The organism is Bacillus sp. XT-2, assembly GCF_025696525.1.
Classification (GTDB): Bacteria; Bacillota; Bacilli; order Bacillales; family Bacillaceae; genus Bacillus; species Bacillus halotolerans.
The window spans coordinates 147,713-162,644 of sequence record NZ_JAHVOC010000006.1; the positions used below are offsets into that span (position 1 = coordinate 147,713).

The 14,932-nt window shown below is 45.1% G+C and carries 14 protein-coding genes; 10 read left to right on the forward strand and 4 right to left on the reverse strand.

Annotated elements, in window-relative coordinates:
• Positions 1–17 precede the first annotated feature (17 nt).
• The 4 genes from KXD37_RS16315 to KXD37_RS16330 all read left to right on the forward strand — a co-directional run bounded on the left by KXD37_RS16315 (position 18) and on the right by KXD37_RS16330 (position 5,766).
• Positions 18–509 carry a DUF6773 family protein gene (locus KXD37_RS16315; RefSeq protein ID WP_044162006.1) on the forward strand — a complete coding sequence of 164 codons (492 nt, stop codon included), beginning with the start codon at positions 18–20 and terminating at the stop codon, positions 507–509.
• A 265-nt stretch (positions 510–774) separates the two neighbouring features.
• A complete protein-coding gene (gene amyE, locus KXD37_RS16320; protein ID WP_127696050.1) occupies positions 775–2,775 on the forward strand; it encodes an alpha-amylase in 2,001 nt (666 codons plus the stop codon).
• Positions 2,776–3,142: 367 nt separating this feature from the next.
• Positions 3,143–4,108 (forward strand): L-lactate dehydrogenase, encoded by a 966-nt coding sequence (locus tag KXD37_RS16325; RefSeq protein ID WP_103672191.1) that lies wholly within the window; start codon positions 3,143–3,145, stop codon positions 4,106–4,108.
• A gap of 32 nt (positions 4,109–4,140) precedes the next feature.
• Complete coding sequence (locus tag KXD37_RS16330; protein WP_127696048.1) at positions 4,141–5,766, forward strand: L-lactate permease; 1,626 nt, start codon at positions 4,141–4,143, stop codon at positions 5,764–5,766.
• A gap of 41 nt (positions 5,767–5,807) precedes the next feature.
• Here the strand turns inward: KXD37_RS16330 and bmr3 are convergent, their stop codons facing one another.
• Complete coding sequence (bmr3, locus tag KXD37_RS16335) at positions 5,808–7,346, reverse strand: multidrug efflux MFS transporter Bmr3 (RefSeq protein ID WP_106021104.1); 1,539 nt, start codon at positions 7,344–7,346, stop codon at positions 5,808–5,810.
• Between the two features lie 112 nt (positions 7,347–7,458).
• Here bmr3 and KXD37_RS16340 point away from each other — a divergent pair, with 112 nt between their 5' ends.
• The 3 genes from KXD37_RS16340 (at position 7,459) to KXD37_RS16350 (ending at position 9,458) form a co-directional block, all read left to right on the forward strand.
• Positions 7,459–7,923: a MarR family transcriptional regulator gene (locus KXD37_RS16340; RefSeq protein WP_127696046.1), complete on the forward strand. Its 465-nt coding sequence runs from the start codon at positions 7,459–7,461 to the stop codon at positions 7,921–7,923.
• A 74-nt stretch (positions 7,924–7,997) separates the two neighbouring features.
• Positions 7,998–8,627: a LysE family translocator gene (locus tag KXD37_RS16345; protein ID WP_024120145.1), complete on the forward strand. Its 630-nt coding sequence runs from the start codon at positions 7,998–8,000 to the stop codon at positions 8,625–8,627.
• A gap of 69 nt (positions 8,628–8,696) precedes the next feature.
• Entirely contained in the window at positions 8,697–9,458 is a 762-nt protein-coding gene (locus KXD37_RS16350; RefSeq protein WP_024120146.1) for a YqcI/YcgG family protein, read from the forward strand.
• Position 9,459: 1 nt separating this feature from the next.
• Here the strand turns inward: KXD37_RS16350 and KXD37_RS16355 are convergent, their stop codons facing one another.
• Positions 9,460–10,800: an amino acid permease gene (locus tag KXD37_RS16355; RefSeq protein WP_263463658.1), complete on the reverse strand. Its 1,341-nt coding sequence runs from the start codon at positions 10,798–10,800 to the stop codon at positions 9,460–9,462.
• A 129-nt stretch (positions 10,801–10,929) separates the two neighbouring features.
• Between KXD37_RS16355 and KXD37_RS16360 the strand changes: the two genes are divergently transcribed.
• Together KXD37_RS16360 and nadE are read left to right on the forward strand one after the other, a co-directional pair.
• The gene (locus tag KXD37_RS16360) at positions 10,930–11,526 is read left to right on the forward strand and encodes a DUF1989 domain-containing protein (RefSeq protein ID WP_044161986.1); all 597 of its coding nucleotides are present in this window, start codon (positions 10,930–10,932) and stop codon (positions 11,524–11,526) included.
• A 133-nt stretch (positions 11,527–11,659) separates the two neighbouring features.
• Positions 11,660–12,484: an ammonia-dependent NAD(+) synthetase gene (nadE, locus tag KXD37_RS16365; protein ID WP_106021096.1), complete on the forward strand. Its 825-nt coding sequence runs from the start codon at positions 11,660–11,662 to the stop codon at positions 12,482–12,484.
• A gap of 78 nt (positions 12,485–12,562) precedes the next feature.
• Here nadE and tmrB read toward each other — a convergent pair whose 3' ends face one another.
• Together tmrB and KXD37_RS16375 are read right to left on the reverse strand one after the other, a co-directional pair.
• Entirely contained in the window at positions 12,563–13,156 is a 594-nt protein-coding gene (tmrB, locus tag KXD37_RS16370; protein ID WP_263463659.1) for a tunicamycin resistance ATP-binding TmrB, read from the reverse strand.
• Between the two features lie 54 nt (positions 13,157–13,210).
• Positions 13,211–13,999, reverse strand: a complete 789-nt coding sequence (locus tag KXD37_RS16375; protein ID WP_106021092.1) for a sugar phosphate isomerase/epimerase family protein — start codon at positions 13,997–13,999, stop codon at positions 13,211–13,213.
• Positions 14,000–14,369: 370 nt separating this feature from the next.
• On the opposite strand from KXD37_RS16375, the gene KXD37_RS16380 reads away from it, so the two are divergent.
• Positions 14,370–14,930: a shikimate kinase gene (locus KXD37_RS16380; protein ID WP_127696038.1), complete on the forward strand. Its 561-nt coding sequence runs from the start codon at positions 14,370–14,372 to the stop codon at positions 14,928–14,930.
• The last annotated feature ends 2 nt before the right edge of the window (positions 14,931–14,932 follow it).

Here is a 14,932-nt window from a genome sequence, read left to right on the forward strand (position 1 = left end):
AGTGCGGGAGGAAGGTCATGAATAATCTGCATAACAGACTTTCAGGCGTGAATGGGAAAAATAAGAGAGTAAAAGAAAAAGAACAAAAGATCTGGTCGGATATCGGCAAGTTAGCCGGGGCGTTTGCGCTCCTGGATGTGATCATCCGCGGCATTATGTTTGAATTTCCGTTTAAAGAATGGGTCTCGAGCCTTGTGTTTTTGTTCATTATCATCTTATATTACTGCATCAGGGCATCAGCTTCTGGAATGCTGATGCCGAGAATAGACACCGAGGAAGAACTGCATAAACGGGTGAAGCAGCAGTTCATAGAATCAATAGCTGTCGCCTTTGCGGTAGTGGTGCTTACGATGTATGACAGGGGAGTTCCCCATACATTCTTCGCTTGGCTGAAAATGATTCTCCTATTTATCGTCTGCGGCGGCGTTCTGTTTCTGCTTCGATTCGGAATCGTGAAGCTGTCTTACAGAAGAACGGTAAAAAAGGAGTTTAAGAAGAAATCATCATAGAGATGGTTTCTTTTTTTGTTCATAAATCAGACAATATCTCCACTTGCTGTTTAAGCATGTAAAATGGCTCGAGATGTCTGTTTGGGAAATGACTCTATCAAGTTGTTTTGATAGAGAGAGTATGATAGTTTAAAATGTAAGCGTTAACAAAATTCTCCAGTCTTCACATGCGTCTGAAAGGAGGAAGTGGAAGGATTGAGTAAGAGGGATTTCTGACTCCGCAGTAAGTCTTCAGAAATGAAAAATGAAATAAGGAGTGTCCAGAATGTCTAAAAAACGATTTAATACCTCTTTACTGCCGTTATTCGCTGGATTATTATTGCTGTTTCATTTGATTCTGGCAGGGCCGGTGGCTGTAAATGCAGAGACCGCGAACCAATCAAATGAATATACAGCGCCATCAATAAAGAGCGGGACCATTCTTCATGCTTGGAATTGGTCGTTCAACACCTTGAAAAATAATATGAAGGATATCCATGATGCAGGATATACTGCCATTCAGACGTCTCCTATTAATCAAGTAAAGGAAGGAAATAATGGAGATAAAAGCATGGGGAACTGGTACTGGCTTTACCAGCCGACCTCTTACCAGATTGGCAACAGGTATTTGGGTTCCGAGGAAGAGTTTAAAGAAATGTGTGCGACGGCTGAAGAATATGGCGTGAAGGTTATTGTCGATGCCGTCATCAATCACACAACCAGTGACTATGCTGCGATTTCAAATGAAATTAAAAGTATTTCAAATTGGACGCATGGAAACACACAAATTAAAAATTGGTCCGATCGAAGGGATGTCACTCAGAATTCATTGCTGGGGCTTTATGATTGGAATACGCAGAATACACAAGTACAGTCATATCTGAAACATTTTCTGGAAAGGGCATTGGATGACGGTGCTGACGGATTTAGGTATGATGCGGCCAAACATATAGAGCTTCCGGATGACGGTGATTTTGGCAGTCATTTTTGGCCGAATATCACAGATACATCTGCAGAATTCCAATATGGAGAAATATTACAAGACAGTGCCTCCAGAGATGCTGCATATGCGAATTATATGAATGTTACAGCATCAAACTATGGGCATTCCATAAGGTCTGCTTTAAAGAATCGCAATTTTAGCGCATCGAACATCTCCAATTATGCATCTCATGTATCTGCGGATGATTTGGTCACATGGGTGGAATCGCATGATACGTATGCCAATGATGATGAAGAATCTACATGGATGAGCGATGATGATATTCGTTTAGGCTGGGCGATTATTGCTTCTCGTTCAGGAAGTACACCCTTGTTTTTCTCCAGACCTGAGGGCGGCGGAAATGGTGTAAGATTCCCTGGGAAAAGTCAATTAGGTGATCGCGGGAGTGCTTTATTTAAAGATCAAGCCATCGCTGCAGTCAATACATTTCATAATGCCATGGCCGGACAGCCTGAGAAACTCTCTAACCCGGATGGAAACAATCAGATATTCATGAATCAGCGCGGCCCTGAAGGTGCTGTTTTGGCAAATGCATCTTCATCACCAGTTTCCATTCATACTTCAACGGATTTACCTGATGGCAGCTACGATAATAAAGCCGGGGATGGTTCGTTTAAAGTAACAGATGGCATACTGACAGGTACAATCAGCGGCAGAGGTGTGGTTGTGCTTTATGCGGAAGATACCGCAAATGTACCTAATGTCTTCCTCGAGAATTATCAAACAGGTGTAACCCATTCTTTCTATGATGATCAGCTAACGGTAACTCTGCGTGCCGACGCTCATACCGCAAAAGCTGCTTATCAAATAAATCATGGTGATGAGACACAGTTTAAGGACGGGGATCAATTAATGATCGGAAAAGGGGACCCGTTTAATACAACATACAAGGTCACTTTAACAGGAACGAACAGTGATGGAGCATCTGGGACAAAAGAATATACTTTTGTAAAAACAGACCCATCTTCTGAGAAAAGAATAGGCTATCAAAACCTAAATAATTGGAGTCAAGTTAATGCATATGTATACAAGGAGAATGGGGGGCAGGCAATAGAATTGACCGGATCTTGGCCGGGAAAAGCAATGAGTAAGAATGCAGACGGCATTTACACTCTGACGTTATCGGCGGATACTGATACAAAAAACGCCAAAGTGATTTTTAACAACGGCAGCGCCCAAGTACCTGGCCAGAATCAACCTGGTTTTGATTACGTGCAAAATGGTTTATATAATGACTCTGGCTTAAATGGTTCTTTGCCCCATTTAGTCCGGACATTTCGTTAACAACAATACCCTAAAGTGAACAATCGCTTACTTTATCTGTTTGGAGATCACCATGTATAGACTCCGGCAATGTCAGATCGATGCGTCACACTCATGATAAATAATGAGCATTCACATTGCCCGATACAATGCTTTTTGAGGAAAGCAGCGAAAGAAACTAACAAACATTCCTTCTTTGTCTTGCGATTCTCATGCTGAAAATCACTCAAGAAAACGGTAAGAAACTATCATAGATAGTTTCTTTTTTTGTTCATAAATCAGACAAATCTTTTCTCTTGCAAAAGTTTGTGAAATGTTGCACAATATAAATGTGAAATACTTCACAAACAAACACCAAAGAAAAACAAACACTGGAGGATGAGGATAAATGATGAATGAACGTGTAAATAAAGTAGCTTTAATCGGAGCGGGTTTTGTTGGAAGCAGTTATGCATTTGCGTTAATTAACCAAGGGATCACAGATGAACTTGTGGTCATTGATTTAAATAAAGAAAAAGCAATGGGCGATGTAATGGATTTAAACCACGGAAAGGCGTTTGCGCCGCATCCGGTCAAAACATCTTTCGGAACATATGAAGACTGCAAGGATGCTGATATTGTCTGCATCTGCGCCGGCGCAAACCAAAAGCCTGGTGAGACACGCCTTGAATTAGTAGAAAAGAACTTAAAGATCTTCAAAGGAATCGTCAGTGAAGTCATGGCGAGCGGATTTGACGGCATTTTCTTAATCGCGACAAATCCGGTTGATATTCTGACGTATGCAACATGGAAATTCAGCGGCCTGCCAAAAGAGCGAGTGATCGGAAGCGGCACAACACTTGATTCTGCGAGATTCCGTTACATGCTGAGCGAATACTTCGGTGCAGCGGCACACAATGTGCACGCTCATATTATCGGCGAACACGGTGATACTGAGCTTCCTGTCTGGAGCCACGCGAATATCGGCGGAGTGCCGGTCAGTGAACTGGTTGAGAAAAACGAAGCATACAAACAAGAAGAGCTTGACCAGATCGTGGATGACGTGAAAAACGCCGCTTATCATATCATTGAGAAAAAAGGCGCGACGTATTACGGGGTAGCCATGAGCCTTGCGCGAATCACTAAAGCGATTCTTCATAATGAAAACAGCATTTTAACAGTCAGCACATATTTGGACGGACAATACGGAGCAGATGACGTGTACATCGGAGTGCCGGCTGTCGTCAACCGCGGCGGAGTCGCTGGCATCACTGAGCTGAACTTAAATGAGAAAGAAAAAGAGCAGTTTAACCACAGCGCCAACGTGCTCAAAAACATTTTGAAACCGCATTTTGCAGAACAAAACGTCAATTAGAACGCAACTATAGAGTAAAGGGCTGATTGTCAATGTGGGAGCAGTTGTATGATCCGTTTGGAAACGAGTATGTGAGCGCACTGGTTGCGCTCACACCGATTCTCTTTTTTCTCTTAGCTTTAACCGTTTTTAAGATGAAAGGCATTCTTGCGGCATTTCTGACCCTAGCCGCCAGCTTTTTGGTTGCCGTATTGGCATTTCATATGCCGGTTGAAAAAGCCGTTTCTTCTGTTTTATTAGGCATCGGAAGCGGTTTGTGGCCGATCGGCTACATTGTCCTGATGGCAGTGTGGCTCTATAAAATCGCTGTGAAAACCGGGAAGTTTACCATTATTCGTTCCAGCATTGCCGGCATTTCGCCTGACCAAAGATTACAGCTATTATTAATCGGTTTTTGTTTTAACGCATTTTTGGAAGGTGCGGCCGGCTTTGGTGTTCCGATTGCAATTAGTGCGGCGCTGCTCGTAGAACTTGGCTTTAAACCGTTAAAGGCGGCGGCGCTCTGTTTGATTGCGAATGCTGCCTCTGGAGCCTTTGGCGCGATCGGGATACCGGTGATTACAGGCGCGCAAATTGGAGACTTGTCTTCTCTTGAGCTGTCTCGGGCATTGATCTGGACACTGCCGATGATTACTTTTCTGATTCCGTTTTTACTCGTGTTCTTATTAGACCGGATGAAGGGAATCAAACAAACCTGGCCTGCCTTGTTGGTTGTCAGCGGTATATATACAGCGGTTCAGACGCTGACAATGGCTGTGCTCGGACCGGAATTAGCTAACATTTTGGCGGCGCTGTTCAGTATGGGCGGGCTTGCGCTCTTCCTGCGCAAGTGGCAGCCGAAACAGATTTACCGTGAGCAGGGAGCCGAAGAAACCGGTGAGAAAAAGAGATACAGCGCCGCAGACATTGCCAAAGCGTGGTCTCCTTTCTACATTTTAACTGCGGCGATCACCATCTGGAGCCTTCCTGCATTCAAAGCGCTTTTCCAAGAAGGCGGGCTCTTCTATCAGACAACGCTTTTGTTCAAGATGCCTTTTCTGCATCAGCAAATTATGAAAATGCCGCCCATTGCCCCATCTGCCATGCCGCTTGATGCGATTTTTAAAGTCGATTTGTTATCAGCGACAGGTACAGCGATTTTAGCCGCAGTCATCGTTACAGGACTGTTCAGCAAAAATTTCTCTTATCGGGATGGCTTCAGTTGCTTGAAGGAGACAGGGAAAGAACTGTGGATGCCGATTGTCACGATCTGCTTTGTGATGGCGTTTGCCAATCTGGCCAACTTCGCGGGGCTCAGCTCTTCCATCGGGCTGGCACTGGCGAAAACAGGCGATTTGTTCCCGTTTGTGAGTCCTGTTCTCGGCTGGATCGGCGTGTTCATTACTGGCTCAGTTGTCAGCAATAACGCTCTGTTCGGGCATTTGCAGGTTGTCACCGGAGCACAGATCGGTGCCGGTTCTGATTTGCTGTTAGCCGCAAATACGGCGGGCGGGGTGATGGCGAAGCTCGTTTCTCCGCAATCTATCGCCATTGCCGCTGCCGCGGTCGGCCAGACAGGGAAGGAATCAAAGCTGTTTAAACGGACAGTGATGTATAGTCTGATTCTGCTATTGATCATCTGCATATGGACGTTTATTCTTGCAAGATTAGGTGTTTAATAGAAAAAAAGCAGTACACTCGAGGTGTACTGCTTTTTGTATTAATTTGCTTTCTTCGTCATTTCCTCAGTTGTTTTGACTCTTGTTTTTCCCATGAACAAAACGGTGATCGCCGCGAGGACAATTGGAATCAAAGCAAGTAAAAAGACATATGTGATGCTTGATGACATGGCGTCGATGATCCGGTTCAGAATCGCAGCAGGGATCTGTGATCGTGTGCCGGCTTGGAAAATCGCCTGTGGATCACCGATATTCTGCGGAGCGCCTGAGCCGGCGGAGCCTTTCATCCCGCTGAAGGCATCGCTGAGCTGGTTTGTGAATACGTTCGTCTGAACCGTGCCGAAAATCGTGACGCCGAGCGTCATGCCGAATGATCGTAAAAATGAATTCGTGGAGTTGGCCGTTCCCCGAAAACGAGGTTCAAGATCATTCATGGATGCTGCCGGGAGAAGCGAGAAGTTAAAGCCTACGCCGAAGCCTGAAATCATCATAAAGACAGTCAGCCATACGCGCGCTGTGTCCGGCGTCATATTGGAAAGCAGCAGCATGCCGATAAAGAAAGATATGACGGAAATCAGCATCAGATTGCGGAAGCTTGCCTTCGTTTGGAAGATTCCGCCGATCATACTTCCGATCACTGATCCGATCATCATCGGTGTCAGAATGAAGCCTGCGCTTGTCGCTGAGCTGCCGTATACCGCCTGTACGAAAATCGGAATAAACACTGCTAAAATAATGAATGTTCCGCCATAAAGAAAAGCGAGAATCTGCGCTGTGGCAAACAAGCGGTTCTTAAACATCCAGAAGGAGATAATCGGTTCTTCCGCTTTTCTCTCCACAATAAAAAAGGCAATAAAGAAAACAGCGAAAATGATAAACAGGCCAATGATTTGAATCGAATTCCAGTCGTATGTTTTGCCGCCAAGCTCAAGCGCAAACATCAGGCACACAATGGATACGACTAAAGTAATCGCGCCGCCCCAATCAATTTTCTGCTTTTTATGCTCCAGCGATTCTTTGTAATAGCGAATGATGAAAAACAATGACAGTGCACCGATAGGGACGTTGATGTAAAACACCCAGTGCCAGCTGATAGAGTCTGTGATAATAGCGCCTAACAGCGGGCCGAGAACACTTGATAATCCAAATACAGCGCCGAACATGCCTGACATTTTTCCGCGTTTTTCCGGCGGAAACAAATCAAAGATAATCGTGAAGGCAATCGGCAGGAGCGCTCCGCCCCCAATCCCCTGAATGGCCCGGTAGATGATCAGCTGGTTCATTGTTTGTGCGATTCCGCATAATGCCGACCCGATTAAGAAAAAGATAAGTCCAAACAGGAAAAAACGTTTTCGGCCGTACATGTCGGAAAGCTTGCCGTAAATCGGCATTCCAGCCATCACCGCTACCATGTAGGATGCAGTTACCCATGCAAATTTATCAAAGCTTCCAAGATCAGCCACGATGCTGCCCATCGCTGTGGCAACAATTGTATTGTCCATTGCCGACATTAAAATGCCCAGCAAAAGACCGAGAACCACAAATTTAGTGGAAGGATATTTTGCGGCTGTTGTATCCATTTATTCTACCTCCTCTACCTTTTCTAAGTAAGGTTTGATATCATGATAATAGTTTGATTATTAATTATCTCGATTATCAAGATAAATTTGATTTTATAGGGAGGACTGTCAGTTGTCAACAAGAGATTCCAGAAGTGAGTTGGAAAAGACTTCCGTTCAGCTTTTTCGGAAATTGGGCACAAGAACGGTTCTGTTTCATCAGGCAGCCGCTCAGGCTCTCGGTCTGTTTCCCACCGATTTGAAATCAGCTGACATCTTAAATGAAGCGGGGCCAATGACGGCCGGCGAACTGGGGAGAAAGACGGGACTCAGCACGGGTTCGGTTACGGCGCTCGTTGACCGGCTGGAAAAAGCGGGGTATGTGGCCCGTGAAAGGGACCCGAACGACCGCAGAAGAGTGATTATCGTGCCTCTTACCGCTTCTAAACAGCATGTGAAGGATTTGTTCCGATCACTGTCAGAGTCGACGATGGATCTGTGCCGCGAGTATACGGAGGAGGAATTGGAACTGATTTTCGGTTTTATCGGCAAAGCCTCCGATATTATAGAGGAAGAGCTTGACCGCTTGAAACAATAGGTGAGTTTTGTGCATAGCTTGGCCCGTTCCCGAATAAATTGTACAAGTTGAGTAAGAGAGGGGAGTACGGGCCGGTGAACATTTTTTTGAGTTATATTGTGCTGGGGCTGTCCTTGTCTGCGCCTGTGGGACCTGTCAATGCGGCGCAAATTGATAAAGGCATTAAAAACGGGTTTTGGCATGCGTGGATTTTTGGTTTAGGCGCCATGACAGCTGACGGACTGTACATGCTTTTCATCTATTTCGGTCTGTCACAGTTTTTGACCGCTCCGTTTGTGAAAACGTTTTTGTGGCTCTTTGGCTTTTTTGTACTGACCTATACCGGTATTGAAACGCTGAAGAATATCAGGGAAGCGATAGACGTACGCAGCTCGAAGGGGAAGCCGTCCTACAGAAAAACATTTGCCTCGGGTTTTCTCATCTCATTGTCAAATCCATTGAGTATCCTCTTTTGGCTTGGGATTTACGGGAGTATTCTTGCAAAAACGGCGGAGGCTTACAATATGAGTCAGCTTCTCATCTATAGTTCCGGCATTATGATTGGCATTTTAATCTGGGATTTTTGCATGGCGATCGCAGCCAGTACATTCAGGAACCTGCTTCACGAAAAGCTGTTGCGGGGATTCACCGCGATTGCTGGCATATCCTTGCTTGTATTCGGTTTTTACTTCGGTTATCAAGGCATTAAAGAGTTATTGGGCTGATTCAAAAAGGACAGTCACCTGCCGCCTTCCGTTTTAATATAGTATTCAGATGATACTGGAGGTGGATCAATGGTGAAAGGGATTTACACCAAAAGTTTTCTGGAACGGAATCAAGCTGAGTTCCCGGAATGGCAAAAAATCGCTTTTGAGCTATTAGCAGAAACTTTGGCGGATGACGCGGATACGTTCCCGTGTATTCCCGGCCGTCAGGCATTTCTGACTGATCAGCTTCGCATTGCCTTTGCAGGAGATCCCAGGGAAAACGGTACGGTGGAGGAACTGGCGCCGCTGCTTGCGGAGTATGGGAATATCTCGCGAGACTCCGGGAAGTATACGTCATTGGTTGTGTTATTTGATACACCGGAGGATTTGGCTGAGCATTATTCCATTGAAGCATATGAAGAGCTGTTTTGGCGCTTTTTAAATAGACTGAGCGAACAAGATGAAAAAGAGTGGCCGGCAGATATTCCGGCCGATCCAGAGCATTATAAATGGGAGTTTTGTTTTGACGGCGAGCCGTATTTTATTCTGTGTGCAACGCCGGCTCATGATGCGAGGAGAAGCCGAAGCTTTCCTTATTTTATGATCACGTTCCAGCCAAGATGGGTGTTTGAAGATCTAAATGGTTCAACCGCATCTGGCCGAAACATGAGCAGGCTGATCCGATCCCGTTTACAGGCTTATGATCAAGCTCCGATTCATCCGCATTTAGGCTGGTACGGAGGAAAGGATAACCGGGAATGGAAACAGTATTTTCTCCGGGATGATGAAAAACAGGTATCAAAATGCCCGTTTTCATATTTAAAGAACATGTTTAACAAAATGAAATAGTTCACGAGCTGGCAGGGCGGTCTTTATGTCCCTGCTTTTTTTGATAGATCAAGGTGACAACGGCAATGACAGCTAGAAATCCCAAGCTGACAAAAAATCCGGGTCGGCTTGATTTTTCAAACAGCGTGCCGGACACAGCCGCCGCGATCAGAATTGTCGCCAGATAAATTTGCGTTTTCGCCATGGCTGCCGGATCGGTCAGCTTTTTGCTGGAGAACAGGATAAACAGCCAAGTGTATAAAAGCATAAGCCCGGCCGCTGTTGTCATGTGCTCATATATATTTTTAGGCAGCACTAAAGACAGTACGATAGACACGATAAGCCCCGCAAATGTTAATCCGAGCGCGGGCCAGCATATTTTTTTGCCTTCTTTTAGAGTAAAGCATTTCGGCGCGTCGCCGTCATCGGCCATCGTACAAAGCAATGTTGTCACGGCAAAGAGTGAAGCGACAAGGGTCGAGAAGCCCGCGATAATAAAAATGCCGTTAAAAATATCAAGGACCACTTCGAGATGAAATCCTTTTAAAGACGTAATAAACGGGCTGTCCTGTTCTGTAAACTTGTGTAAAGGAACTAGTAGCAAAGCGAGCCCGATTGAAATGATATAAATAATCGCCAGCGTTGCCAGCATCAGCTTTCCTGATTTTGAGGCTTCCTCCGGCTTCTTTAAATGAACCGTCATGAGCCCCATGACTTCAATGCCGCCAAACGCGTAAAATGCATAAATCAGGCCTGTCCACAGCCCCATAGCTCCGAATGGGAAAAATTCTTTCGTCTCATTCGGAATCTGCACCTCCGGCTTTCCGCCTGATAATATGCCGCACAAAGCCAGAATGGCAATCACGATAAACATGAAGATAGCGGCTGTTTTGATAACTGCCAGCACGTTTTCTGTTTTTTCAAAAACAGAAAGTCCGGTAAAAATAATGAGAAGCCCAAGTACAGCATAGATGGAAGCAAATACCCACAGCGGTACTTGAGGAAACCAATGCTTCGTAAATAACGAAATGGCTGTCAGCTGGCTTCCGGTAATCAGCATTTCAGATGACCAGTACACCCAGCCGTTGCTGAAGCCGGCCCACCTGCCGAACGCTTTTCTCGCATATGAACAGAACGAGCCCTTTTCAGGGTGTTTTGCCGAAAGTTTGGCAAGCTGTTCGAATACAAAATAAGTGCCGATCGCTCCAATTAGAAATGAAAGCAGAACGGAAAATCCGCTTTTCACAATTGCGATGCTGGAACCGAGAAAAAAACCTGTTCCGATTGTGCATCCTATCCCGATTAATGAAAGCTGCCACCAAGCCAGATTTCCTTTTTCTTGGTCTTTTTTTGTTTGACTCATTTACATTCAACCCCTTTTATCTAAGGTTAGATTGCAACCCGCGCAAGGCTTATATGCATCGGATTTTTGCCTCTTTTTACATGGAGGCGATGGTAAACGCTCATACTAATAGAAAAAGGAGCGAAGCGGATGACACAGCAATATATCGTTCAGCCGAAGAAAGGGCTCGGCCTGAAGCTGAAAAAGGGCCAGATTTTGAAGGTGGTTGATGTAGAGGGGCAGCAGGTTGCTGATTTTGTGGCGTACCACGCAAAGGATTTTTATGAGCATCTTGATCAGGGAGCTACCATTGATGCCAATCATTCCATTCATGTGAAGGTCAACGATCATATTTACTCTAATTTGTATAAACCGATGCTGACGCTCATTGAGGATACAGTCGGCAAGCATGACTTGCTTCTGCCGGCCTGCCGTCCTGACATGAACCGGCTGTTATACGGAAAACAAAAGGACGAGTTCCAGGATACGTGTTATGACAATATGAACCGGGCGCTTGAGCAGTTCGGCGTGCCGAAGCCGCATATGCATTATCCGTTTGCGATTTTTATGAATACCGTTCTGGATGAGAAGGGGAACCTGTCTGTGGAAACGCCGCTGTCAAATGCCGGGGATTACGTCAGACTCAGAGCGGAGATGGATTTGGTTGTCGCGTTTTCTTCCTGCCCGATTGAAAAAGGAAAGTGCAATGGCGACAGTGTGACGTCCATACGGGTTGAAGTCAGCTGATCTCTCTTATTCACTATGAAATAAGACCTGTGCTATAGTTAATATGGATACATAACAGTCATGATTCATTTTCATTGATTCGGGGAAATGAACAGTAAGAAACAAGCGAAAATGTACAGGAGGAATGATTGGGATGAGCATGCAGGAAAAGATTATGCGTGAATTACATGTGAAGCCCTCAATTGATCCAAAGCAAGAAATTGAGGACAGAGTCAATTTTTTAAAACAATATGTAAAGAAAACCGGCGCTAAAGGACTTGTGCTTGGCATCAGCGGCGGACAGGATTCAACACTTGCGGGAAGACTTGCTCAGCTTGCGGTGGAAAGCATTCGCGAGGAGGGCGGAGACGCTCAATTTATCGCGGTCCGTCTTCCGCACGGCACACAGCAGGATGAAGATGACGCCCAGCTCGCTCTGAAATTCATCAAGCCGGATAAATCATGGAAATTTGACATTCAATCAACAGTCAGCGCTTTTGCGGATCAATATCAGCAAGAGACAGGCGATAAGCTGACAGACTTTAATAAAGGAAACGTAAAAGCGAGAACGAGAATGATTGCTCAATACGCGATCGGCGGCCAAGAAGGCCTTCTTGTGATTGGAACAGACCATGCGGCCGAAGCCGTGACTGGTTTCTTTACGAAATACGGTGACGGAGGAGCAGATCTCCTGCCGCTGACAGGTTTAACAAAGCGTCAGGGAAGAAGCCTGCTGAAAGAGCTGGATGCACCGGAACGCTTATACTTAAAAGAACCGACTGCCGATCTGCTGGATGAAAAGCCGCAGCAGTCTGATGAAACTGAGCTTGGCATTTCCTACGATGAGATTGATGATTATCTCGAAGGAAAAGAAGTATCGGCGAAGGCGTCAGAAGCGCTGGAGAAACGCTACAGCGTGACGGAGCATAAGCGCCAGGTCCCAGCTTCTATGTTTGATGACTGGTGGAAGATAATATGATAAAAGCCCACTCTTGGAGTGGGCTTTTTATTTATTGATCCATTTGCATGTATCAGGGACATGCTTTCAAAACGTCTTTTATTTGATACGGATATGATTCAGCTTCACCATCAATCTGTCAGTGAATCTTCGCAGGCTGCCTCTCGAATCAGGCTCAAGCGGCAGATTTGCTTGGGCAGCGATCGTTTCTGCGACCTGCTGAATAGACATTTGGTCTGTATGGAGATGTTCTGTGAAGAGGCTATCAGACAGGCTGTTGATGCAGCGGTCGATTTGTTTTGCGGCCCAGGAGTTTTTTCCTTCCGCTCTGGTGCGCAGGCGTTTCAGCAATGTTTCCTTTAAAGCCAGCAGGGTAAAGTGGTGAATGGTCCGGCCATCCTGTCTCAGCCTGCCGATAATGTCATCGAAGTATTGATCATTCGTAATGGTCATGGGCACAATGATGATGCCCTGATATGTATCTGATAAATAGGAAAGCATGCTGTAATTGAATTCCCGCCACAGATGGTAGCTTTGAAAGTCATCTTCAGCGATATCCGGCGGTATCATCGAACGCATCGCAAACCCCATCTTTTCAGGATCATATACGTAAGACGGTTTCAGCCTTCTGTGCAGTTCAAACGCTGTTTGTGTTTTTCCGGAACCGAAAGCCCCATTTATCCAAATGATCATCATGATATCCCCCTTTTTGTTTATGATACAAAAAAAGACCCTTCGATCGAAGAGTCAGCGGGAAAAAACAGACGTATATTCGCGGAGCGATTCCTTTATATGCGTAAAGGCATGTTCTCCAAAATACTCAAGAGAAACAAAACCATCATATTGTCTGTTCATCAGCTCTTTTAAAAATGCTTTTTGATCGAGATCTCCTTGAAAAATCGGAGTTGGCTCGCTCAGATACCAGTTATCAAAGTTCCAGCGGTAGTTTTTCAAATGGATATGGCTGTTCGTATGAAAGGTTTTTTCTAAAGCGGGCAGCTGGTCAATTCGGTTCACGTGCAGATTTGACCCGTCAAAAATCGTTCGGAGTCTTGGATGGCCGACATCCTTCAAAAATGTTAAAGCAGCTTCAGGTGTATCGGCATACGTATCATAGTGAATTTCCAGACCGATATTCACCTCATAGCCGTCTGCCATTTGCGCAGCCTGCTGGAATTGTTCAACCGCACGCAGCCATTTTTCCGGTGACGTTCTGTTTGACGCCTGATTGCCGGCAAATACGCGAATAAGCGGGCTGTGAAGCTGTCTCGCCGCCCGAAGCCCTTTTCTCACTGCTTCTTTTGTTTCTTCTTCTCCTTGTGTCACAAAATCGGTGTATAAGCTGACCGCGGGCACCTTCAGTTTATGCTGCTGCAGCAGGGTATAAAGGCTGTCCAGCGGCCCGAAGTCCTGTTCATACTGTTCGATGTGGCCGTACCACAAATCAATCCCGTCAAAGGACTGCTCCTTCGCAAAGGAAATGACGTCCATTACATTTTGCTTTTTACACCCGGTTGTACAAAAGCTTATTTTCATCTCACATCCCTCCCGTCATCTTTTTCCCTGATGAAAAACGGATAAACGCAGAGAGAGGAAGGACGTTTAATCATTTAATGCTTTTTTGCGTCGAAGTATTAAATTATTTCTGAAAATGTTGTACAATGAATGTCATCCGGACAAGAAGGTTATTGAACGCAAAAAAGAAACGGAGCCGACTGCTCAAAAACGACGTTTCGTCATGTTACATCTTTTATTCTGCATCACGGAGGCCATTGCGTTTTCTTATGTTTTATTGTAGGAAAGCTTAATGAAATAGAGGACGCCTGAGCCGGTATCTATATAAATATTCGCAAAATCAGCATATAATGAAGATAAACTTTCATTCCTTAGGAGGATTTCGCCGAAGATGAACGCTAAACGAGCCATCCCAGTAAGAGAAAGAAATATCGTCCTGATTGGATTCATGGGTGTAGGAAAAACGACAATCGGCCAATTGGTCGCTAAGAAATTATATAGAGATTTTATCGATATTGACCAAGAAATCGAAAAGGATTTCAACATGTCGATCCCTGAGATGTTTGAAAAAAAAGGTGAGGACTTTTTCCGGAAAACAGAAAAAGAATATATCCTGAATCTATGCCACCATACAAGATTTAAAATTGTCTCACTTGGCGGAGGCTCTTTTAAACAAGAGGAAATCAGAAAATGCTGTCTCGAACATTGTCTGGTGCTTCACCTCGATCTGTCTTGGGAGAACTGGAAGCAGCGCGCGAATTTGCTGATCGAAAGCCGCCCGGTGCTGCATAACCGGTCAATGGATGAAATGGAGCAGCTGTTTAACGAAAGAAAAGTCATCTATGACAAGCACAATTCAAAAGTGGAAACAGACAACCTTGCTCCTGAAGAGATTGCAGATTACATTGTGGAGACGTTAAAAATCGGTTGGGATCTTTATCAGCCAATGTAAAA

Excerpts from the sequence above, each read along its gene's own strand:
- KXD37_RS16380 (WP_127696038.1), top strand. The coding sequence starts at position 14,370 with ATGAACGCTAAACGAGCCATCCCAGTAAGAGAAAGAAATATCGTCCTG.
- nadE (WP_106021096.1), top strand. The coding sequence starts at position 11,660 with ATGAGCATGCAGGAAAAGATTATGCGTGAATTACATGTGAAGCCCTCA.
- KXD37_RS16375 (WP_106021092.1), bottom strand. The coding sequence starts at position 13,999 with ATGAAAATAAGCTTTTGTACAACCGGGTGTAAAAAGCAAAATGTAATG.
- tmrB (WP_263463659.1), bottom strand. The coding sequence starts at position 13,156 with ATGATCATTTGGATAAATGGGGCTTTCGGTTCCGGAAAAACACAAACA.
- amyE (WP_127696050.1), top strand. The coding sequence starts at position 775 with ATGTCTAAAAAACGATTTAATACCTCTTTACTGCCGTTATTCGCTGGA.
- KXD37_RS16330 (WP_127696048.1), top strand. The coding sequence starts at position 4,141 with ATGTGGGAGCAGTTGTATGATCCGTTTGGAAACGAGTATGTGAGCGCA.
- KXD37_RS16360 (WP_044161986.1), top strand. The coding sequence starts at position 10,930 with ATGACACAGCAATATATCGTTCAGCCGAAGAAAGGGCTCGGCCTGAAG.
- KXD37_RS16325 (WP_103672191.1), top strand. The coding sequence starts at position 3,143 with ATGATGAATGAACGTGTAAATAAAGTAGCTTTAATCGGAGCGGGTTTT.
- KXD37_RS16315 (WP_044162006.1), top strand. The coding sequence starts at position 18 with ATGAATAATCTGCATAACAGACTTTCAGGCGTGAATGGGAAAAATAAG.
- bmr3 (WP_106021104.1), bottom strand. The coding sequence starts at position 7,346 with ATGGATACAACAGCCGCAAAATATCCTTCCACTAAATTTGTGGTTCTC.
- KXD37_RS16350 (WP_024120146.1), top strand. The coding sequence starts at position 8,697 with ATGGTGAAAGGGATTTACACCAAAAGTTTTCTGGAACGGAATCAAGCT.
- KXD37_RS16355 (WP_263463658.1), bottom strand. The coding sequence starts at position 10,800 with ATGAGTCAAACAAAAAAAGACCAAGAAAAAGGAAATCTGGCTTGGTGG.